This window comes from Brevundimonas sp. GW456-12-10-14-LB3, assembly GCF_059424365.1.
The window spans coordinates 1-21,043 of the sequence record NZ_JBWKZJ010000035.1 but is presented as its reverse complement, the minus strand read 5'-3'; the positions used below and the strand labels follow the sequence as shown (position 1 = coordinate 21,043).

The window sequence follows — 21,043 nt, the reverse complement described above, 5'->3', positions numbered from 1 at the left end:
GTCATGGCGGGTCCAGGGTTCGGGGGCGGACAACAGGGCGGCGACAGGCCGGCCCGAACGCCGTTGCAGAAGGCGCTCTACTGGGGCGCCGTGCTGGCGGTCTGGGGGCTGATCTTCCTGGTGGTCTTCTTCGCGGTGTTTGCGCGCGGCCTGCCCGACACCTCGACCCTGTATAATGTCGATCGTCAGCCCTCGATCACCTATCTGGACCGCAACGGCGCCCTGATCGCGACGCGCGGCACCCAGATGGCGCCGCCTGCGGATCTGGACTCGCTGCCCGACTATGTGCCGGCCGCCTTCATCGCCATCGAGGACCGGCGCTTCTATCACCACCCCGGTTTCGACCCCATCGGCATGATGCGGGCCATGGCCACCAATATGCGCGCCGGCCGGGTGGTCCAGGGCGGCTCCACCCTGACCCAGCAGCTGGCCAAGAACCTGTTCCTGACGCCGGACCAGAACCTGCGCCGCAAGGTGCAGGAGCTGATGCTGGCGGTCTGGCTGGAGATGAAATTCTCCAAGAAGGAGATCCTGGCCCTCTATCTGAACCGGGTCTATTTCGGCGCCGGCGCCTATGGGATCGAGGCGGCGTCGCAACGCTATTTCGACAAGTCGGCCAAGGATCTGACGGTCGGCGAGGCCGCGCTTCTGGCCGGCCTGCTGAAGGCGCCCTCGCGCTATTCGCCGGTGTCAGAGAGCGAGCGGGCCGCCAACCGCGCCACCGTCGTGCTGAACGAGATGGAGGAGGCCGGGGTCATCACCGCCGCCCAGCGCGAACAGGCCGTGACCCAGCCCATCATCGTGTCGCGCACCCTGGCCACCCAGCACGCCCAGTATTTCATCGACTGGCTGGACCAGTCGATCCGGGGTCTGGTCGGCGAACCGACCGAGGATCTGGTGGTCGAAACCACCCTGGACCTGACCCTGCAGACGGCGGCCGAACGCTCTGTGCGCCGCATTCTGGACCGCGACGAGGGCAAGGGGGTGCAGCAGGCGGCCCTGGTGGCCCTGGACGGCGACGGCCGGGTGCGGGCCATGATCGGCGGCGGCTCCTATGCCGACAGCCAGTTCAACCGCGCCGTCGAGGCGCGGCGTCAGGCGGGTTCGGCCTTCAAACCCTTCGTCTATCTGGCGGCGGTCGAGGCCGGCTATACGCCCCAGACCCCGGTGGTCGATCAGCCGGTCACCATCGGCAACTGGTCGCCGAAGAACTATTCCAACACCTTCGCCGGCCCCATGCCCCTGTCCCAGGCGGTGGCCCAATCAATCAATACGGTGGCGGCCTCCGTCGCCGACCAGATCGGCCGCGACAGCGTCGCCCGGGCCGCGCGGCGCCTGGGCATCGAAAGCCGGATCGGTCTGGAGCCGGCCATGGCTCTGGGCGCCGTCGAGGTCTCGCCGCTGGAGATGGCCACCGCCTATGACGCCTTCGCCAACGGCGGCCGCCGGGTCGAGGCCTACGGCATCAGCCGCATCCGCACGCCCCAGGGCCGCGTCATCTATCAGCGCGCAAGCGGCCAGAGCGGTCAGGCCATTAACAATCCGCCCCTCTATTACATGAACCAGATGCTGCGCGGGGTCATGACCTCGGGCACCGGGCGCAGCGCGGCCATCGCCGGGCGCGACCTGGCGGGCAAGACCGGCACCACCTCCGACTATAAGGACGCCTGGTTCGTCGGCTACACCGGCGGCTTCGTCACCGCCGTCTGGGTGGGCAAGGACGACAACACCGCCATGCGCGGCGTGACCGGCGGCTCGTCGCCCGCCGCCATCTGGAAGGGCTTCATGGAGGCGGCCCTGCCGCGCCTGAACGCCCCGCGCATCCCCGACGGTCCGCCCATGCCCGAGGGCTGGGTCGCGCCCGATCCGATCGGCGACCTGATGTCGGGCATCGGCGAGGACGGTCTGCCGATCCAGCCGACCGACCCGGCGGCCGAGGGCGACCCCTATGCCGAACAGCCGGAGGCCGCCGCGCCGTCGGACCCGAAACAGCCGCTGGACCAGCCGAAGGTCAAGCCGGCGCCGCGCGATCCGCCGGACCAGCAGCCGGAAGGCCGCCAACCGGCCGAGAAACGCAGCGATCCGCTGTTCTTCTGATCCTTCGGGGAAGCCCCCACAGACCTTCCCCCGCTTGCGGGGGAAGCGTCAGCTCGTCGAGCACAGCGAGACGGCTGACGATGGGGGAAGTCTAGCCTCTTGGAAGAAGACTCCCCTCTCCGACCCTGGTTCGCTGCGCGAACGTCGGGCCACCTCTCCCGCAAGCGGGAGAGGGTCTGGGACGCCGCCTACCGCCCCACCGCATGAAGCGCCGCGCCATGGTCCTTCAGCCATTTGCGCCAGGGCCTGTGATCCCCCACCAGCCGCTCGACCACCGACCAATAGGCCGGGCTGTGGTCGGCGTGGACCAGGTGGGCGACCTCGTGGGCGGCGAGATAGTCGATGACCGGGGGCGGGGCCATGATGACCCGCCAGGAATAGCGGATGGTGCGGTTGTGCGGGCTGCATGAGCCCCAGCGCGAGCGGGTGTCGGCGATCGACACCTGAACCGGCTTCTGGCCCAGGGTCCGCAGATGGTGTTCGGTGCGTTCGACCAGGGTGGCGCGCGCCTCGCGCTTCAGCAGATTCTCGACCCGGCGGGCATAGGCCTCGCCCTCGCCGCCGGAGCGGATGACGGTTCCGTCCTCGACCAGCCGCGCCGCCCCGGCGCCCGGCGTCGCCTCCAGCCGCACGGGCCGGCCGCGCAGGGCGATGACCTGGCCCGGCTGCAACGGCCGGCTCCGGGGGCGCACGGCCAGGCGTTCGGCGATCCAGACGCTTTTCGAACGGGCGAAGGCGACGGCCTGGGCCAGGCCGCGCTCGGTCGGGGCGATAACCACCGCCTCGCCGGCCCGGGCGTCGATCCGCACCGACAGGCGCCGCGCGCGGGGATTGACCGACAGTCTCAGCGTCGGGCCCGAACCGGGTTCGGGCCGGTCTTCGTCAAGCGGCAGCCGCTGACCGTTGCGATACGCCAAGTCGGGCCTCGTTCCGGGCGATGAAGTCGCGGACGCGGGGATAGATCTCCTCGCGGAAACGACGACCGTTGAAGACCCCGTAATGGCCCACGCCGGGCTGGACGTACAGCACCCTCTGATCCTCGGGGATGTTCGGGCACAGGCCGTGCGCCGCCTGGGTCTGGCCGACGCCGGAAATGTCGTCCTTCTCGCCCTCGACCGTCATCAGGCCGATGTCGGCGATCTTGCTCAGATCGACCTTGCGGCCGCGATGCTCCAACAGGCCGCGCGCCAGCAGATGCTGCTGGAAGACGATGTCGATGGTCTGGAGGTAGAACTCCTCGGTCAGGTCCAGGACCGACAGATATTCGTCGTAGAATTCCTCGTGCTTCTCCACCCCGTCGCCGTCGCCGGCGATCAGGCTGGTGAAATAGTCCCAGTGGGCGTCGCGGTGACGCTCCTGGTTCATCGACATGAAGCTGTAGAGCTGGACGAAGCCCGGATAGACCCGCCGTCCGAACCCCGGATAGGGCAGGGGCACGGTGTGGATCATGTTCGACTTGAACCAGGTGAAGGGCTTCTCCTCCGCCAGCTGGTTGGTCACGGTCGGCGACAGGCGGGCGTCGATGGGCGAACCCATGAAGGTCATCGAGGCGGGGCGGTTCTCGTCGCCGTCCTCGGCCATGATCGCACAGGCCGCCAGGACGGGCGGGCCGGGCTGGCAGACCCCGACGACGTGGGGCCGGCCGCCGATCTCGGCCAGCATCCGCCGGACATGGTCGATATAGTCGAAGAAGTCGAACCGCCCTTCCAGCACCGGAACCTGGCGGGCGTTGATCCAGTCGGTCACATAGACGTCGTGGTCCTGAAGGAAGGCCTCGACCGTGCCGCGCAGCAGGGTGGCGTAATGGCCGGACAGGGGGGCGACGATCAGGACGGCGGGACCGGACGCGGGTTTTTTGGCGCGCTTCAGATCGCCGATGTTGCGGGCGAAGCGGACTAGGCGGCACCAGGGGCTCTGCCAGATCACCTGTTCGACCGTGCGGACCGGCTTGCCGCCGATCTCGAGGGTCTCCAGCCGCCAGTCGGGCTTGCCGTAGCGGCGGGTGACGCTCTCGAACAGTTCGGCCGAGGCGTAGGCGGTGCGGGCCAGGGCCGTGTCCGCCGCCGGATTCAACGGCGAGCTCCAGAACCGGCGCGCCATCTGGGCGCCGAAGCGCCAGGGCAGGGCCGACTGATAGGCGAGTTCATGAAGGGCGTAGAGCATGACCATCCGTTGGGCCGCGCCGCGACTGGCGTCGGCGGGCCTCTTGCTGCACGGCAGCATACAGGGTTTCGCCCTTCGCGTCAGTTAATCGCAAAGGGGTGTAAATGGGGCGCAGTTCGACCTTCTCGCCGCCGCATGAACATGATCTGATAGGGCCGACGTTCGGGGCCGTCCCTTCGGAACCGTCTCTATCGGAAAGGTCTTGGAGCATTCGATGTGGGTCTCGCTGACCATCGCCGGCCTGATGCTGCAACAGGCGCCCGCTGCGGGTCTGGTCTCCTATGAGGAATCGGTGCGTTGCGCCGGCCTGACCCAGGCGGCGTCCGAGCTGGAGGGCGGAGAAAGCGCCGAGGGCCGCAGCCTCTATGACGCGGCCCTGTTCTGGTCCCTGGCGGCCATGCAGGCGGCGACGGCGGCCGGCAAGCCCGCCCGCGCGGCCGAGGCGGATCAGACCCGCGCCCGTATCGAGGCGGTGCGCCAGCTCAGCGCCGACGCCCCCGCCGCCCGCGCCGCCCTGCAGCGGTGTCGGCGCAAGACGCCGAACCTGAACTGAGGCCGAAATGTCGGCTTGGGGCGCGGCTGAACGTTCGTGGCGGCGCTGCGTTTGCAGGAGACCGACGGCAAGGGACGTCTTTCGTCCCGATCCGGGATTTTAAGGCGTTCAACCCTATGTTCGAGTTCGGTCGTGATCTTCGCAAACTCTTCGCCCAGGCTCGTGAGAGCGAGGATCTGGGCTGGGTCGAACTGATCGGAGTCGATCTCCTGGCCGCCGAGGCCCGGCGCGAGGCCACCGACGCGGGCCGCGTCTCCTGCGCCCGCCCCTTCGACACCGAATTCCGCGCCGCCGCCCTGTGGCGCGAGCACGCCCGCCGCAGCGGGGCGGCCGACAGCCTGACCCGCGCCGACCGTTGCGCCGACAGTCTGGTCCGCAACGCCCAGGGCGACGACCAGGCCGCCCGCGCCGCCGGCGCCAAGGCGCAAGGGTTGATGCTGCGCTTCGACCTGTGCGGCGATCCGGCTCATCTGGACCGCGCCCTGGCCCTTGTGGCGGGGGCGGGGCGTCCGCGCCGATCCAAGACCGCCGCCGACCTGGCGGCGACCCACGCCCGGCTGAAGGCCCGCAAGGCCCGCCTGTCCGGCGATGCGAAGGCGCTGATGGACGCCGCCGCCCTGATGGATGCGGCCCAGCACGACCTGTCCGGCGAGGATGTGGACCTTCGTCTGGATCAGGCCGCCTTCGCGCTCGAGGCCGGGGTGATTCAGCGCGACCCCCGCCTGCTGGACCACGCCGGGCGCGACCTGGGCATATTGGTCGAAGGCGCCTCGCCCGATCACCGTCCCCTGACCCGGGCTCGCGCCCTGGCCATGTGCGGCGCCGGCCTGTCCGCCCTGGCGACCCTGGCCGACCACGCCGAGGCCCAGGACCAGGGCCGCTCCATGTTTGAAGCCGCCGCCGACCAGTTCACCCCCGATCACAGCCCTCTGGACTGGGCGGCGATCCAGGTTCTGCGCTCCGGCGGCGACGCCCTGCCGCTGATGGTGCTGAACCAGGCCGAAGTCCTGACCCAGGGCCAGGGGCTGATCATCGGCGCCCTGGTCCGCGAGCGCCGGCTGGCGCGCGAGATCGCCCTGGTCGAAGCCATGGAAGACCGCGCCGGCCTGGACGTGCTGGAGGATCGGCTGCGCCGTCGTCTGGCCGCCGCCGCCCCGCTCGATTGGGCGGCCGACCAGATCAGCCTGGCCGGTGTGGCCCTGGCGCGTCGGCGCCTTGGCGGCCCAGAACCGCGCCGCCTGAACCTGATCCTGAACGAGGCCGTCCTGACGGCCCGCGAAATGGGCGTCCCCGCCCTGGCCGAACGCGCGGGCCTGCTGCTGTTGCAGTCGGGCCTTTGAAGCCTCAGCCGCCCATGGCCACGAAGGGGCCGTTCAGGAAGCGGGGCTTGCCGTAGGACAGAGGCTGGCCGTCGTCGGCCAGGACGCGCCCTCCGGCGGCCTCCAGCACGGCCTGACCGGCTGCGGTGTCCCATTCCGAGGTCGGACCCGAGCGCGGATAGGCGTCGAACCGGCCCTCGGCGATCAGGCAGAACTTCAGCGAGGAGTCCGTGCCCTGCCAGCGGGTGCAGCCGTGCCGGGCGGCGAGACGCGCCGCCTCCTCATCGGTGACGCTGTGGCTCAACAGGGCCATCCCCTCGGCCGGCCGGTCGCGCACCTTGATCGGCCGCCATTCGGCGCCGGAATGGGCCTCGCCCTCCTGCTGTTCGCCGAACTGACGGCGAAAGGCGCCCTGGCCCGACGCATCGGTGCGCCAGGTGGTCGCCGTCGCGGGCGCCGTGACCACCCCCGCCACCGGACGGCCGGCGTGGATCAGGGCGATGTTGACGGTGAAGGCTTCGCCGCCGCGCACGAACCCCTTGGTGCCGTCCAGCGGATCGATCAGCCAGAACCAGTCCTCGGCTTGGGCCGGGGCGCCGCTTTCGGCGACGGCCTCTTCCGCCACCGTCTGGACGCCGGGATAGAGGGCGGCGAGCCGTTCCAGGATCAGGGCCTCGGCGGCGCGGTCGGCCTGGGTCACGGGGCTGTCGTCGGACTTGGTCTCGACGGCGGTGTCGCTGCGCCAATAGGGCAGGATCAGGCGGGCGGCGTCTTCGGCGATCTCGGCGATCGCCAGGGCCAGGGCGCCGGAGGCCAGATCGCGCGAAAGGGTCTTGTCGGCGGTCGCCGGGGAGGGGAAGGTCGTCATTGCGGGCTCGATAGACCATTGAGCCGGTTCCATGAACCGGCAAATCACGTCAGCTTCTCTTGCGCCTCCTGACTGTGACCTGAACGCCGACGAGAGTATGCAGGCTCAATGATCCCGACCGACGCCGAAAACGACGCCCCGCCCGCCCTGGACCTGCCGTTCGAGGGGACGGAGCTGGCGACCTATGTGGCCGCCAAACTGTGCCACGACTTCATCAGCCCCTCGGGCGCGATCGTCTCGGGCCTGGATCTGATGAAGGACCCTTCGGCCCAGGACATGCGCGACGACGCCCTGGCCCTCATCGAACAGAGCGCCAACAAGATGGTGGCCCTGGTCCATTTCGCGCGGGTGGCCTTCGGCGCGGCGACCAGCAGCGAGCGGTTCACCGCGCGCGAGCTGCGCGATCTGGTGGTCGGCATGACGGCGGGCGGTCGCGCCTCTCTGGACTGGCGGATCGAGGAGCAGGAGTTCTCCAAGCCCCAGGCGCGGGCTCTCACCAACCTGGCCTATCTGACGGTCGGGGCTCTGCCCCTGGGCGGCAATGCGGTGATCCAGTCGCGGGTCGCACAGGGCGCCCTCTTCCTTGAAGGGTTCGCAGAGGGCGCCCGGGCCCGGCTGAAGCCCGAGGCCGTCGTCGGCCTGACCGGCCGGCGCCTGACCGAGGGTCTGGCGGGCCAATGGATTCAGCCCTATTGGCTGTGGCTGACGGTCAAGGAGGCGGGCGGAACCCTGCGCGTGGCGGTGCAGGAAGAGCGGATCGCCCTGGTCGCGCGCATGCCCCACTAGGTCGCCCTGGAGGCGTTTCCCAACGACTCGTTAACTGGCGATCTGCCATATTGAGCGACGCACATCGGCCGACCGTCTCCGCCTGGGAGCCCGCCTTGAACTTCAAAACCTGCCTGATCGTCGACGACAGCCGCATCATCCGCAAGGTGGCGCGTCGGATCGTCGAAGGCTTCGGCTATGAGGTGGATGAGGCGGCGGACGGAGCCGAGGCCCTGTCCTACTGCACCGGCGTCATGCCCGACATGATCCTGGTCGATTGGAACATGCCGGTGATGGACGGGCTGACCTTTCTGCGGCGTCTGCGCGCCCTGCCCGAGGGCGGACGGCCCAAGGTGCTGTTCTGCACCATCGAAACCCGGCCCGAACGCATCGCGGAGGCTCTTGCGGCCGGCGCCGATGACTATGTGATGAAGCCGTTCGACGGCGAGATCCTTCAATCCAAGCTGACGGAGGTCGGCGCGATCGCGGCATGACTCCCGAGGACTTCGACAAGCTCCAGGGACTCTTGGCCACCCGCGCCGGCTACAGGCTGACGCGGGATCGCATGAATTTGGCCGAGCATCGGCTGGGGCCGATCGCGCGGCGCGAAGGCTACGCCAATGTCGAGGCCCTGCTGGCCAATCTGTGGGCCCATCCGGTCGCCTCCCTCGGCTGGGCGGTGATCGAGTCCCTGCTGAACCCCGAAACCTGGTTCCGCCGCGACCGCGCCCCCTTCGACGTCCTGGAACAGGAGCTTCTGCCTGCCCTGGCCAAGGCGCGGCCCGGCGGGCGGGTCAGCCTCTGGTCGGCGGGCTGCTCCACCGGGCAGGAGGCCTGGTCCATCGCCATGGCGGCCAAGGCGTCCGGCGCTGCGGCCGAGATCGTCGCCACCGACCTGTCGCAGCGTGCGATCGATAAGGCCCGCGCGGGCCTCTACACCGGTTTCGAGATTCAGCGCGGCCTGAACGCGCGGGCCATGCTGCGCTGGTTCGAACCGGACGAGGAGAACTGGCGGGTGCGTCCCGAACTGGCGGAGATCGTCCGGTTCGGCCGGGCCAATCTGCTGGACGAGCCGACGGACGAGATGCGGTTCGACGTCATCTTCTGCCGCAACGTCCTGACCCATATGGAGCCGTCGCGCCGCGCCCGGCTGCTGGACGGGCTGGAGCGCCGCCTGGTCGACGACGGCTGTCTGTTCCTGGGCCTGGATGAGCGGCTGGAAGGCGAGACGGTCGCCTTCCGCCCCGTCAGCGGCCGTCAGGGTCTCTATGTGAAGACCCCCGCCGCCGTCCGCCGCGCCGCCTGATCGGATCGCCTGAACTGATTCCGAGCCGATAAGGCTCAGCCTGCGTGCAGCTCCTGCTTGACCCGCTCCGCCAGGGTCTTGATGTCCAGCGGCTTGGGCAGGAAGGAGACCCCCGCCTCGTCCTGCAACAGGTCCGAAAAATCGCTCTCGGCATAGCCCGAGATGAACATGACCGGGGCGTCGCCCAGATATTTGCGCGCCTTCTTCAGCAGGGACGGGCCGTCCAGGCCGGGCATGATGACGTCGGAGATCATCATGTCGATCTGGCCGGCGTGCTCCTCGGCCAGCATCAGGGCCTCCTCGCCGTCGGCGGCCTCGATGACCTCATAGCCGCGCTGGCGCAGCAGGCGGGCGGCGATGCCGCGCACCGCGTCCTCGTCCTCGACGAACAGGATGCGGCCGGCGCCCGACAGGTCGCGCGGCGCCTTGACCTTGACCTCGACCGGCTGGACCTCGGCCAGTTCCGCCTCGCCCGCGGCGGGCAGGAAGATGCGGAAGGCGGCGCCCATGCTCATGCCGTGGGGGCCTTCGATATTGCTGACCGAGATATGGCCCCCGGCCTGCTGGGCGATGCCGTAGACGGTGGCCAGGCCCATGCCGGTGCCCTCGTTCACCGCCTTGGTGGTGAAGAAGGGCTCGAAGATCTTGTCCACCAGTTCGGGCGGCACGCCGGGGCCGGTGTCGGACACCTCGATCAGGGCCACCTCGTCGGTCGGGGCGGCGGCCCAGCCCATTTCGCGCGCCTGCTGGGCGGTCAGGCGGCGGGTGGTGATGGTCACGACGGCGTCGCCGGGTTCGACCACGCCGCGCATGGCGTCGCGGGCGTTGACCGCCAGGTTCATCACCGCCGTCTCCAGCTGGCTCTTGTCGGCCAGAACGATCGGCAGGTCCCGACCGTAGTCGGTCTCCAGCCGCACGTCCTCGCGCAGCAGCCGGCGCAGCAGTATGGCGAACTCGCCCACCAGCTCGCCCAGGTCCAGCCGCTCGCGCCGCACCGTCGACTTGCGCGAAAAGGCCAGCAGCTTCCTCACCAGGTCCGCCGCCCGGATGGCTGTCTGGCGGATCTCGTTCAGCCCCTCATAGGAGGGATCGCCGACCGGGTGCCGTTCCAGCAGGCCCGACAGCTGCAGCTGGATGGCCGTCAGCAGATTGTTGAAGTCGTGCGCCACCCCGCCCGCCAGCTGGCCCACGGCCTGCATCTTCTGGGCCTGGCTGAGCTGCAGCTCCATCGACTTCTGGGCCGAGACGTCGAACAGCCAGATGCGTTGGCGATCGCCCTCGGGCGCCACATACAGATGCAGCATCTTGTCGGGATAGGCCCGCGCCACCAGTTCGATCGGGCCGGACGACCCGGCCGCCAGCTTGGCCCGCGCCTCGACCACGCCCGTCGGATCGAACAGATGGCCGAAGGCGGCGTCGCGCGCGGCGTTGGGTCCGGTCAGGATCGCCAGGGCCGCATTGGCCTCTTCCGCCCGGCCGGCGAACAGGTCCGAACCCGCGATGACGGCCGAGCCGAACGGGGCGCCGGCGGCCATGGCGCGGGCCTCGCCGTTCGTCCCCTGGGCCTGGGCCGGAACGGCGGCCAGCGGCAGGACCGCCTCGGGCGCGGCCCGCATCAGGAACCGGTCGGGGCCGGCCCGGCCGATCACCACCTCGAACTCGCGCGCCCCGATCTGGACGATGGCGTGGCCCGGCTCGCCCCGCCGCGCCTGGGCGAAGGCCATATAGAGGGCCTGGGCCGACTTGCCGCGGGGCAGGGCGGTGGTGGCGCCGTTGGCCTCGGCCCAGGCGCCGTTGAAGGCCAGGACCTGGCCCGTCTCCCACACCAGGGCGGCCGGCTCGGCCATGGCGTCCAGCAGTTCAACCGCCACGTCGCTGGACGGCTGGACCGTCTCGGCCCGGCGGAAACCGAACAGGGCGATCAGGGCGATCAGCCCCACGGTGACGATCAGGATCAGGCCCGGCGCCGAGGTCGGATTGGCCCGAAAGGCCGGATAGGCCAGGGCGGCGACCGTCGCCACCGCCCCGAAAGCCATCACGGCCGAGAGCAGGTCGAACGGAAGACGGCGGTTGGGCGTCATGCGGCCTCGCGAATCAGTAGGCTGATCATACGCTGAAATCGGGCGGCAAGCCTTACGGCGGCGTTACCGGCGTTTTCGCGACTGGAAGACGAAGCCGATGATCTTGGCGGCGGCCTCGAAATGCTCCTTGGGGATCACCTCGTCCACCTCGACGGTGGCGTAGAGCGCGCGCGCCAGAGGCACGTTCTCGACGATGGGCACGTCGTGTTCCTTGGCCACCTCGCGGATGCGCAGGGCCAGGGCGTCCACCCCCTTGGCGACGCAGACCGGCGCCCCGTCCCCCTGATCCGGCTCATAGCGCAGGGCCACCGAATAGTGGGTCGGGTTGGTCACGATCACCGTGGCCTTGGGCACATTGGCCATCATCCGCTGGCGGCTGCGCTGCATGCGGATCTGCTTCAGCTTGGCCTTGACGTGCGGGTCGCCCTCGGTCTGCTTATAGTCTTCCTTCAGCTCTTCCTTGGTCATCCGCATCCGTTTGGCGAAGCGCATCTTCTGCCAGATGAAGTCGGCGCCGGCGGTGGCTCCCAACAGGATGATGGCCGCCACGAACAGGGCCAGGGCCATGTCCCGCGCCAGGGGCAACAGGGCCAGGGGGCTCACCGTCACGAGGTTCTCGAACTCGCGCGTGTGGGGCTTCAGCACCATCCAGCACACCACGCACACGGCGATCAGCTTGATCAGGGTCTTGACGAACTGCATCAGGCCGTCAGGCCCGAAGATGCGTTTGAACCCCGACAGGGGGTTCACCGCCGACCACTGCGGCTTCAGCTTCTCGCCGGTGAAGATCAGGCCGGACTGGGCCAGATGCCCGCCCGCCCCGCCGATGATGGTGGCCAGCATGACGGCCCCCAGAAACGGGGTCATGGCCCACAGGGCGCGGGCCAACACTTGCGTCCCCGCTCCGGAATCCAGCATGCCCAGCATCTGGTGCGGGGCGGCGATGAAGGGCAGGAGCTGTTCGGCCATGGACCCGGCGAACCAGCCCCCGGCCCCCAGGATCACCGAGGCCGCCCCGGCGAGCGCCAGCACCTGACCCACGTCCTGGGACTTGGCGACATCGCCCTTCTTGCGGGCTTCCTCAAGTTTTCGGGGTGTCGCCTCTTCGGTTTTCGACTCGGGATCGGCGCCTTCAGCCACCGGCGCCTCCCATCACCCCGGCCGCGAACAGCTCGCCCAGGCGTCGATAGCGGTCGATGAAGACAGTCCCCAGCGCCCCCAGGCTGAGGGCGAAGATCGAAAGACCCAGGATCACGCTCAGGGGCGCGGCGGCGAAATAGACCTGAAACGACGGCATGACCCGCGCCACCAGACCCGAGGCCAGGTTGAAGATCAGGGCGAAGACCAGAACCGGCGCCGACAGCTGAACCCCCAACAGGAAGCTGTCCCCCACGGTCCGCACCGCCATGGCGGTGAAGTCGTTCATCATCAGCGGCTGGGCCGGGGCGATCAGCTTGTAGGAGCCGACCATGCCGGCGATGAACAGATGGTGGGTGTCGGTGGCGAAGATCAGCGTCACCCCGAACAGCATCAGAAACGAGGCGATGGTCGATCCCGGCTGGGCTTGAAGCGGATTGGCCGTCTGGGCGAAGCTGAGGGTGGTCTGCAGGGAGACGATTTCGCCCGCCGTGGTCAGGGCCGTCATCAACAGCCGCAGCAAAAGGCCGATCATCAGCCCGGTCACGACCTCGCGGATGATCCAGCCCACCATGCCGCCCAGGCCGTCGGGCAGACCGGGCAGGTCGGCCCGCACCACGGGCCACAGCACCAGGCTGATCAGCAGGGCCAGGGACAGGCGGATGCGCGGCGGCACATAGGCCTCGCCGAAGCCGGGCATGACCATCAGGATCGCCCCGATCCGGGCGAAGATCAGCCCGCCGGCCCAGACTTGGTCGGCGGTGGCCCAGCTGTCCATCAGACGCCCCGCGTCTCGGACCCGCCCACCCTACATGCCCGCGATGCGGGCGGCGATCTGGCGCATGAAGCCGCCCAACAGGGCGCCCATCAGCGGCAGGAACAGCAGCAGGGAGACGAAGATGGCGATGATCTTGGGCGCATAGATCAGGGTCTGTTCCTGAATCTGCGTCAGGGCCTGAAACAGACCGATCACCACGCCCACCACCAGGCCCACGATCAGCACCGGCAGGCACAGCTGGATCGTCAGCCAGATGGCGTCACGCCCCACATCCAGAACTTCCGCGCCGTTCATCGGCCGAGACTCCCGCAAAACACTGGGCAGAAAATGCCGGGAGGATGGTTAACGGGGAGATAACGGTGGCGGATCTCCTGAACCCCAGCCTCTCTTGTCTGTTCTATCATGGGTTGCGATATTGGGGCGCGCTGTCATCGAGGAGGGGCGATATGAAGAGGGAGGTGATCGCTCATCTGACCGAGACCTTCGAAGGTCACGCACAACAGACGGACGCGGGCGTGGACTATTGGCTTGGGCGAGACGTTCAACATCTGCTCGGATACGCCGAGTGGCGGAATTTCCAGAACGTCCTGTCAAAGGCCAAGACGGCCTGTGAGCTCTCGGGACACGAGATCGGGCACCATTTTGTTGACGTCAACAAAATGGTCGACCTGGGGTCGGGCGGGCGACGCCAGATCGATGACGTGATGCTCACACGGTTCGCATGTTATCTGGTGGCTCAGAACGGCGATTCTGCGAAACCTGAGATCGCTTTTGCGCAAAGCTACTTCGCCATTCAAACTCGTCGAGCCGAGTTGGTGGAACAGCGCATGCTCGAAGTGGAGCGTTTGCTTGCTCGCCGCAAGTTGACGCAGACGGAGAAAGAGCTGTCCGGAATTATCTATGAACAAACCGGCGAGAACCAGAACTTCGCTCTAATCCGTAGCAAGGGCGACGGCGCGTTGTTCGGCCGATCAACGCAGGCGATGAAGGCGACATGGAAGGTGCCGGACAGCCGTCCCCTCGCGGATTTTGCGCCCACCATCATCTTGAAGGCCAAGGATTTCGCGACAGAAATCACCATCTTCAACGCCCGCGCCCACGCCATGAGAACGGAAGGCGCCATTTCTTCCGAACATGTCACCAACAACAAGGCAGTCCGAAAAACCCTTTTGGACCGCGGCATTCGGCCGGAAGCCCTGCCTGCTGCGGAAGACATAAAGAAGGTTGAGCGCAGAGTGGCGTCGCACGATCGCAAGTCGCTCCAGAATCCAGATCGAATCGACGAGTAGATGGACGGCTGTTCCTGACCTTCTGCGGAAGGCGCTCCTATGGACCAGATGCGGCGCGCAACTTGGATACATCGGACAGATCGGACACTGTTTTTCCCGGTCCGGCGTCTGACCGCGTCGCCGCAGCGTAAGGGGTAGGATTTTTGCTTTTCGTGTTCGGCTCGCTATAGGCCCTGTCATGACCGACGTCCCCCCCAAGACCGCCCGCGCCTCCCGTCTGACCCAGGCCGACGCCGAGGCGGCGGTGCGCACCCTGATCGAATGGGCGGGGGACGATCCCGACCGCGAGGGTCTCCTGGAGACCCCGGCGCGGGTGGCGCGCAGCTATCGCGAGCTGTTCTCGGGCTATGAGACCGACCCCCTGTCCTATCTGGAGAAGACCTTCGAGGAGACGGGCGGCTATGATCAGCTGGTGGTGCTGAAGGACATCCGCTTCGTCAGCTTCTGCGAACACCATATGCTGCCGGTCGTGGGCCGGGCCCATGTGGCCTATCTGCCGACCGACCGGGTGGTGGGCATCTCCAAACTGGCGCGGGTGGTGCGCGGCTTCGCCCGGCGCCTGCAGATCCAGGAGAAGATGACCGCCGAGATCGCCGAGGCCATCAATACGGTGCTGAAGCCGCACGGCGTCGGGGTGGTGATCGAGGCCGAGCACAGCTGCATGACCCTGCGCGGGGTCAATGCGCCGGGCGCCAGCCTGTCGACAAGCCATCTGATCGGCGTGGTCCGCGACGATCCGCGCACCCGCGAAGAGTTCCTGAGGCTGGTCCGGGGCTGAACCCGGCCCGTCTCTTGCGGGGGAGGGGGCCAAGGAGGCCTTCCCCGTGCCCTGGACCCTGATTTCGACCCGGAATGAGACAACCCCGATCGCTCGGGGCGGCTGGCTCGACGCCCTGCGTTTCATTGTGGCCTTCCTGATCATTCTGCACCACTTCCAGGCGGCCGGCCCGGTCCCGCTGGCTGAGGCGGTTCATCCGGTGTTCGAACGCGGCGGCTTCCTGCTGACCAACTTCTTCCTGATCGATTCCGGCTATGTGCTGATGCGGGTCTATGGGGCGGCGGTCGGCGGTGGACGGATGTCGCACGGCGACTTCGTCCTGAAGCGGGTGTTGCGGGTCGTCCCGGCCCATCTGATCATGGGCCTGTCTCTGGTCGCCCTGGTGCTGCTCAGCGCCTCGGTCGGGATCGCGCCCCGCAATCCCGAATGGTTCCGCTGGGACCAGCTGCCGGCCCAGTTGCTGCTGGTGCAGTCCTATGGGGTGTACGGCGGCCTGGGCTGGAATGCGCCGACCTGGTCGATCTCGGCCCTGATCGGCTGCTATCTGTGCTTCCCCTGGATCCTGCGCGGCCTGACGCGGCTGGGGCCGTGGAGCGCCCTGGCCCTGGGGATCGGCGGCTATCTGGTCGCCAACCAGCTGTGCTGGAGCCTTCTGGCCTATCCCGTCTATCAGATGCCGATGGGCTACGGCTTCATCCGGGCCCTGCCCCTGTTCGTCCTGGGCATGAGCCTGGCCTGGTTCGCCCAGTCGGTGTGGATCCATCCGCGCTTCGCCGGCTGGGTCGGGGTCGCCGCCTTCTGCGGCCTGGTCGCGGCCCAGGCCTTCGGCAAGACCGCCCTGGTCTCGCTGGCGATGATCTCGCTGATCATCCTGGCCGCCGGCGCCGTGCCCGTGCGCCGCCCGTCCAGGCTGGTGGAGACCGCGGCCCTGGTCTCCTTCTCCATGTTCATCTCCAACGAAGTGGTTCGCATCGCCTGGTTCGGCGTGGTCAATGCGGCGAACACGCGCTTCGCCCTGTCCGAGCCGGTCCAGTGGGTTCTGTGGGGCTGCGGCGTCCTGGCGGCCGTGGCCTTCGCCTTCGCCTTCCACTTCGCCGTCGACGACCGGATCCAGTCGCGCGTCCGCGCCTGGCTGAAGCGCCGCCGCGGCGGACGCCGGTCCGCCCCGGTCGAGGCCGGGCCGGTCATCTCCCTGGAAGGCTGAACCCTCGCTCAGTCCTCGTCGTCGTCCTCGGCGGCGTCGGGGATTTCGGGCGTGACCACCGTCGGGGCGATGGTCTTGATCTCGCCCAGCTGGGCGCCGGGAAAGGCCAGCAGCACGGCCTTGATGAAGGGATCGGCCTCGATCTTCTGGCGCTCGGCGGCCCGTTCCTTCCTCTGGCGTTCGATAAGGGTGTCGCCGCCGCCCTGGCCGTTGGCGGCGATCAGCCAGGTGCGGCCGGTCCATTCCTTCAGCCGGCCGGCCAGGCGCCGGGCCAGTTCGACCGGCGCGCCCTCGACGCTCTCATAGACGATGGCGCCCGGCTTGAACGAGACGGGTTTGACGAACCGCTCCACGTCCATCTGCAGGCCGACTTCGCGCTTCTCGCCGATCAGGGCCACGACCTGTTCGAAGGTCTGGGGATCGGGCAGGGCGGGGGCCATGACCGTCCGCGCGGCCAACTGGGCCGAGGTCCCGCCCCCGCCGCCGGAGCCGCCGCCACGCGGGGCCGATCCGCCGCCGAAGGGTTCGCCCGACTGAAGCCGCTTCAACGCCTCCTCCGGTCCCGGCAGGTCGGCGGCGTAGGCCAGGCGCACGATGGCCATCTCGACCGCATCGGCCGGATTGGGCGCGCGCCGCACCTCGTCCAGGACCTTCAGCAGCATCTGCCAGGTGCGCGACAGGGTGGCGGCGGGGATGGCGGCGCCCAGGGCGGCCAGTTTCTGGGCCTGGTCATTGGGCAGTCGGGTCGCGTTCGGGCCCAGCATCTTGGCCACCGAGGCGGCGTGGCAGTGTTCCAAGAGGTCGTTGGTCACCTGCACCGGATCGGCGCCGAAGCCGTAAAGGGTGCGGAAGTTCTCCAGGGCCTCGGGCGTACGGCCGGCCATGACGCTCTCGAACAGGGCGATGGTCTGGCTGCGGTCGGCCAACCCCAGCATGTCGCGCACTGTCTCCGTCTTGACCACCTGTCCCCGTTCGGCCTGAACCAGGGCCTGGTCCAGCAGGGACAGGCCGTCGCGCACCGAACCCTCGGCTGCGCGCGAGATCAGGGCCAGGGCGTCCTGCTCGATCTTCATCCCTTCCCGCTCGGCGATCCGGCCCAGGTGATCGACCAGGATCTCGGGCTCGACCCGGCGCAGGTCGAAGCGCTGGCAGCGGCTCAGAATGGTCACCGGCACCTTGCGGATCTCGGTGGTGGCGAAGATGAATTTGGCGTGGGGCGGCGGCTCTTCCAGCGTCTTCAGCAGGGCGTTGAACGCCTGGGTCGACAGCATGTGGACCTCGTCCAGCACATACACCTTGTAGCGGGCCTCGACGGGGGCGTAGCGGACGCTCTCCAGGATGTCGCGGATGTCGTTGACACCGGTGTGGGAGGCGGCGTCCATCTCCATCACGTCCATATGCTGGCCGGCCATGATGGCGGCGTCGTGCCGGCCGTGGGCGGTCAGGGTCAGGGACGGACGGTCGATGGTCTCCGTCTCGTTGTTGAGGGCGCGGGCCAGGAGGCGGGCCGTGGTCGTCTTGCCGACGCCCCGCACCCCGGTCAGCATGAAGGCGTGGGCGATCCGGCCGGTGGCGAAGGCGTTGGTCAGGGTCCTCACCATCGCCTCCTGACCGATCAGATCCTCGAAGGTGCGCGGCCGGTATTTGCGCGCCAGAACCTGATAGGCGGCGCCGTCGGCGGCCGGATCCTCGCTGACGGCGGCGACAGGCGGCGGCGCGGGCGGCGCAGGCGCGACGACGGGCTCGGCCGCCGGGGCGGGGGCGCCGAACATGTCGTCGGTGTTCTCGTCGCGCTCGACGACGTCGTCCTCTTCCCAGGGCGGGCCGTCGAGATTCGGGTCGTTGTCCGTCATGGGCGAAGTCTTACAGCGGGTGAGCGGCGGGGCGAAGGGCTTCCTTCGGTCCTTCCCCCGCTTGCGGGGGAAGTGTCAGGTCGTGGCGCGCCGCGACACGCCTGACGATGGGGGAAGTCATGTTTCTTGAGAGAAAACTTCCCTCTCCGACCCTGGTCCGCTCTGCGGACGCCGGGCCACCTCTCCCGCAAGCGGGAGAGGAACGCGAACACACGCGCTCAAGCAGCGAGCCGCCGCGCGGCGAGCGTCAGCGCACAAAAAGGAGAGTAGAGACCGCGACCCGAAGGGGAATTCGTTGTGGCTGCTGCCTTCCGGCCCTGACCAGGTTGGCGAAGCCTTCGCCCGCGATCTCCGAGGGGAGATATGACGGGTGCGGCGGAGGGAATCAAGGGTTACAAGGCCGCATGGCTCATCAGAACGTCTTCTCCGGCAATCCGCTCGACCGCGCGGGCGACCTGCGCAACGACCCCGACTGGCTGGCCGAGCAGGAGGCGAACCCGGAGGCCCAGTCCATGGTGCTGTGGGAGGGGCGGCCCCTGGTCGAGGAGACGGCGGACGGGCCGCGACTGGCCTGGCTGTCGCTGAAACACGCCCGCGACATGGTTCCGGATCGCGACGTCTTCCTGGGGCTCTGGAAGGCGGCGCCGGTCTTCGCCGTCGAGTTCGAAGGCTCGATTGATCCGGCCGAGGGGCCGGTGAAGGGCTTGGGGGCCTTTCATGAGATGCGCGCCGCCGCGGCCATCCTGCCGGCCCAGGACGCGGCCATGGCGGGCGGGGCCAAGAGCCTGTTCGACTGGCGCCGCAAACACGGTTTCTGCGCCAATTGCGGCACGCTGAGCGAGACGGCCTCGGGCGGATGGAAGCGGCGTTGCCCGGCTTGCGGGACAGAGCATTTCCCGCGCGTCGATCCGGTCACCATCATGCTGCCGGTCTACAAGGGCGGGGCTGAGCCGGTCTGTCTGCTGGGCCGCCAGGCGGCCTGGCCGGCGGGGCGGATGTCGGCCCTGGCCGGTTTCCTGGAGCCCGGCGAGTCGATCGAGGAGGCCTGCGCCCGCGAGGTCAAGGAAGAGGCGGGCCTGACGGTGATCGACGCCGTCTATCACTCCAGCCAGCCCTGGCCCTTCCCGTCACAGCTGATGATCGGCCTGATCGCCGAGGTCTCGGACGACCAGGCCCGGCCGGATCAGACCGAGCTGGAGAGCGTGGCCTGGCTGACGCGGGCCGAGGCGAGGGCGGTTCTGGCCGGCGCCCACCCAACCATTCAGGCGCCGCCGCCCTTCGCCATCGCCCACAGCCTGATCAAGGCCTGGGCGGAGGCGGGGTAGGGAACGCTTCTCCCTCCCCCGAGGGGAGGGAGAGACGTTCGTCGGCGTTCAGACCAGCGCCCGCGCCGCCTCCAGGTCGGCGGGATTGTCGACCGACAGCGGCGCTTCGCCGATCACGGCGGCCCAGATCTGCATCCCCATCTCCAGGGCCCGCAGCTGTTCCAGCTTCTCGCGCTTCTCCAGCGGCGACTGGGGCGCGGCGCAGAAGCGGTTCAGGGCCTGGCGGCGATAGCCGTAGACGCCGATGTGACGCCAGATCGGCGCGTCGCCATACAGGGTGGAGCGGGTGAAATAGAGGGCGCGGCCCTGACGCTCGGCCTCGCCCCATTCGTTGCTTTTCAGGGCCAGCACAGCCTTGACCACATCGGGATTGGTCCGGTCCGACGGATCGGCCTCGGCGGCGACCAGGGTGGCGATGTCGCAGGCCGGCTCGCCGTGCAGGACGGCGGCGCAGGCGGTCGCCAGGCCGGGATCGGCGAAGGGCATGTCGCCCTGGACGTTGATCACGGCGTCGAAATCGCCCTCGGGGTCGATGGCGTCGACGGCGGCGCGGATGCGGTCAGAGCCGGACGGCAGGTCGGGATCGGTCAGGATCGCCCGGCCGCCCGCCGCCTCGATCACGGCTACGATTTCGGGATCGCCGGCGGCGACGACGACCGGCAGGCCCGAGGCGGCGGCCTGTTCATAGGCCCGAACGATCATCGGCCGGCCGCCGATGTCGGCCAGGGGCTTGTTCGGCAGGCGGGTCGCGGCCATGCGAGCCGGTATCATTATCAGGGGATTCATGGGTCTGGCGGGGCCTGTCCTTGTCGAGCGGCGCCGTCGCGATCGTCGCGCCGGTTGCGAACCCTGCGCTACCGTGCAAGACGTGATCGGGCAAGGAAGGCTTCTCTGCGTAAGACGGGGAAGTTGGGAAACCTAGGGACGGGTGAGACGACGCGCATGAGCGGCGATCTAAAGTGGAACAAGATTTTCGGCGCGGCTCTGGGGACGGCCTTCGTCATCCTGGTCGTTCAACAGGCGTCGGGCCTGATCTATCATTCCGAACCGCCGGAAAAGATGGGCTATTTCGTCGATGCGCCGGATGAGGTCGCCGGCGCCGAACAGGCCGAGCTGCCGCCGGACTGGGGCACGGTCCTGCCGACCGCCGACCTGGCCGCCGGCGAGGCCGCCTTCGCCCGTTGCCAGGCCTGCCACAACGCGACGCAGGGCGGGGCGGACGGCATCGGCCCGAATCTGTACGGGGTGGTGGGCGGCCCGGTCATGCACCGCGCCGGCTTCGCCTATTCGGACGCCATGGCCAAGCACAAGGCCGAGGCGCCGACCTGGGGCTATGACCAGCTGAACAGCTTCATCACCGCCCCCGCCCGCTATGTGCCCGGCACCAAGATGTCCTTCGCCGGCATCCGCGACACCCAGACCCGGATCAATCTGATCGCCTGGCTGCGCAGCCAGGGCTCGAGCGGCTTCGCCATCCCCGCGCCCGATCCGGCCCGCCAGCCTGGCGCCGCCGCCCCCGCCGAGGGT

At 68.7% G+C, this 21,043-nt stretch carries 20 protein-coding genes and 1 other RNA gene; 11 read left to right on the top strand and 10 right to left on the bottom strand.

Annotation, left to right across the window (positions count from 1 at the left end):
* Nucleotides 1–3 precede the first annotated feature (3 nt).
* Nucleotides 4–2,097: a PBP1A family penicillin-binding protein gene (locus AC07XS_RS12875; RefSeq protein WP_182714679.1), complete on the top strand. Its 2,094-nt coding sequence runs from the start codon at nucleotides 4–6 to the stop codon at nucleotides 2,095–2,097.
* A gap of 188 nt (nucleotides 2,098–2,285) precedes the next feature.
* Here AC07XS_RS12875 and AC07XS_RS12870 read toward each other — a convergent pair whose 3' ends face one another.
* Nucleotides 2,286–3,014, bottom strand: coding sequence for a YgjP family zinc-dependent metalloprotease (locus tag AC07XS_RS12870; protein WP_182714678.1), 729 nt, complete (start codon nucleotides 3,012–3,014; stop codon nucleotides 2,286–2,288).
* Nucleotides 2,980–4,260 carry a polyhydroxyalkanoate depolymerase gene (locus tag AC07XS_RS12865; RefSeq protein ID WP_182714677.1) on the bottom strand — a complete coding sequence of 427 codons (1,281 nt, stop codon included), beginning with the start codon at nucleotides 4,258–4,260 and terminating at the stop codon, nucleotides 2,980–2,982. The genes AC07XS_RS12870 and AC07XS_RS12865 overlap by 35 nt, the downstream gene beginning before the upstream one ends.
* Before the next feature lie 214 nt (nucleotides 4,261–4,474).
* Between AC07XS_RS12865 and AC07XS_RS12860 the strand changes: the two genes are divergently transcribed.
* Nucleotides 4,475–4,813 carry a hypothetical protein gene (locus tag AC07XS_RS12860; RefSeq protein ID WP_054764012.1) on the top strand — a complete coding sequence of 113 codons (339 nt, stop codon included), beginning with the start codon at nucleotides 4,475–4,477 and terminating at the stop codon, nucleotides 4,811–4,813.
* 116 nt (nucleotides 4,814–4,929) lie between these two features.
* A complete protein-coding gene (locus AC07XS_RS12855) occupies nucleotides 4,930–6,153 on the top strand; it encodes a hypothetical protein (protein WP_054764011.1) in 1,224 nt (407 codons plus the stop codon).
* A gap of 4 nt (nucleotides 6,154–6,157) precedes the next feature.
* Here AC07XS_RS12855 and cysQ read toward each other — a convergent pair whose 3' ends face one another.
* Nucleotides 6,158–7,000: a 3'(2'),5'-bisphosphate nucleotidase CysQ gene (gene cysQ, locus AC07XS_RS12850; protein ID WP_182714676.1), complete on the bottom strand. Its 843-nt coding sequence runs from the start codon at nucleotides 6,998–7,000 to the stop codon at nucleotides 6,158–6,160.
* Between the two features lie 108 nt (nucleotides 7,001–7,108).
* Here cysQ and chpT point away from each other — a divergent pair, with 108 nt between their 5' ends.
* From chpT to AC07XS_RS12835, 3 genes are all read left to right on the top strand, one after another.
* Nucleotides 7,109–7,786, top strand: coding sequence for a histidine phosphotransferase ChpT (gene chpT, locus AC07XS_RS12845; protein ID WP_182714675.1), 678 nt, complete (start codon nucleotides 7,109–7,111; stop codon nucleotides 7,784–7,786).
* A 95-nt stretch (nucleotides 7,787–7,881) separates the two neighbouring features.
* A complete protein-coding gene (locus tag AC07XS_RS12840) occupies nucleotides 7,882–8,259 on the top strand; it encodes a response regulator (RefSeq protein ID WP_182714674.1) in 378 nt (125 codons plus the stop codon).
* Nucleotides 8,256–9,071, top strand: a complete 816-nt coding sequence (locus AC07XS_RS12835) for a CheR family methyltransferase (protein ID WP_054764007.1) — start codon at nucleotides 8,256–8,258, stop codon at nucleotides 9,069–9,071. The genes AC07XS_RS12840 and AC07XS_RS12835 overlap by 4 nt, the downstream gene beginning before the upstream one ends.
* 35 nt (nucleotides 9,072–9,106) lie before the next feature.
* Here the strand turns inward: AC07XS_RS12835 and cckA are convergent, their stop codons facing one another.
* From cckA to fliQ, 4 genes are all read right to left on the bottom strand, one after another.
* The gene (gene cckA / locus AC07XS_RS12830) at nucleotides 9,107–11,152 is read right to left on the bottom strand and encodes a cell cycle histidine kinase CckA (RefSeq protein ID WP_182714673.1); all 2,046 of its coding nucleotides are present in this window, start codon (nucleotides 11,150–11,152) and stop codon (nucleotides 9,107–9,109) included.
* 63 nt (nucleotides 11,153–11,215) lie between these two features.
* On the bottom strand, nucleotides 11,216–12,292 hold the full coding sequence (flhB, locus tag AC07XS_RS12825) for a flagellar biosynthesis protein FlhB (RefSeq protein WP_054764005.1): 1,077 nt from the start codon (nucleotides 12,290–12,292) through the stop codon (nucleotides 11,216–11,218).
* Complete coding sequence (gene fliR / locus AC07XS_RS12820) at nucleotides 12,285–13,067, bottom strand: flagellar biosynthetic protein FliR (RefSeq protein WP_054764004.1); 783 nt, start codon at nucleotides 13,065–13,067, stop codon at nucleotides 12,285–12,287. Before fliR ends, flhB begins: the two co-directional genes overlap by 8 nt.
* Nucleotides 13,068–13,097: 30 nt before the next feature.
* A complete protein-coding gene (fliQ, locus tag AC07XS_RS12815; protein ID WP_054764003.1) occupies nucleotides 13,098–13,361 on the bottom strand; it encodes a flagellar biosynthesis protein FliQ in 264 nt (87 codons plus the stop codon).
* A 152-nt stretch (nucleotides 13,362–13,513) separates the two neighbouring features.
* On the opposite strand from fliQ, the gene dinD reads away from it, so the two are divergent.
* The 3 genes from dinD (at nucleotide 13,514) to AC07XS_RS12800 (ending at nucleotide 16,338) form a co-directional block, all read left to right on the top strand.
* The gene (dinD, locus tag AC07XS_RS12810; protein WP_152948940.1) at nucleotides 13,514–14,356 is read left to right on the top strand and encodes a DNA damage-inducible protein D; all 843 of its coding nucleotides are present in this window, start codon (nucleotides 13,514–13,516) and stop codon (nucleotides 14,354–14,356) included.
* A 178-nt stretch (nucleotides 14,357–14,534) separates the two neighbouring features.
* On the top strand, nucleotides 14,535–15,134 hold the full coding sequence (gene folE / locus AC07XS_RS12805; RefSeq protein WP_152948939.1) for a GTP cyclohydrolase I FolE: 600 nt from the start codon (nucleotides 14,535–14,537) through the stop codon (nucleotides 15,132–15,134).
* Between the two features lie 46 nt (nucleotides 15,135–15,180).
* Nucleotides 15,181–16,338 (top strand): acyltransferase family protein, encoded by a 1,158-nt coding sequence (locus tag AC07XS_RS12800; protein ID WP_182714671.1) that lies wholly within the window; start codon nucleotides 15,181–15,183, stop codon nucleotides 16,336–16,338.
* A gap of 8 nt (nucleotides 16,339–16,346) precedes the next feature.
* Here AC07XS_RS12800 and AC07XS_RS12795 read toward each other — a convergent pair whose 3' ends face one another.
* Both AC07XS_RS12795 and ffs read right to left on the bottom strand, forming a co-directional pair.
* Nucleotides 16,347–18,191, bottom strand: a complete 1,845-nt coding sequence (locus AC07XS_RS12795; RefSeq protein WP_182714670.1) for a DNA polymerase III subunit gamma/tau — start codon at nucleotides 18,189–18,191, stop codon at nucleotides 16,347–16,349.
* A 262-nt stretch (nucleotides 18,192–18,453) separates the two neighbouring features.
* Nucleotides 18,454–18,547, bottom strand: an RNA gene (gene ffs, locus AC07XS_RS12790) — signal recognition particle sRNA small type.
* A gap of 48 nt (nucleotides 18,548–18,595) precedes the next feature.
* On the opposite strand from ffs, the gene nudC reads away from it, so the two are divergent.
* Entirely contained in the window at nucleotides 18,596–19,516 is a 921-nt protein-coding gene (gene nudC, locus AC07XS_RS12785) for an NAD(+) diphosphatase (RefSeq protein WP_182714669.1), read from the top strand.
* Nucleotides 19,517–19,564: 48 nt separating this feature from the next.
* On the opposite strand, the gene AC07XS_RS12780 is transcribed toward nudC, so the two are convergent.
* Complete coding sequence (locus AC07XS_RS12780) at nucleotides 19,565–20,302, bottom strand: 3-deoxy-manno-octulosonate cytidylyltransferase (RefSeq protein ID WP_182714668.1); 738 nt, start codon at nucleotides 20,300–20,302, stop codon at nucleotides 19,565–19,567.
* Between the two features lie 156 nt (nucleotides 20,303–20,458).
* Here AC07XS_RS12780 and AC07XS_RS12775 point away from each other — a divergent pair.
* The coding region (locus AC07XS_RS12775; RefSeq protein ID WP_182714667.1) for a c-type cytochrome at nucleotides 20,459–21,043 on the top strand (585 nt) is incomplete at its 3' end.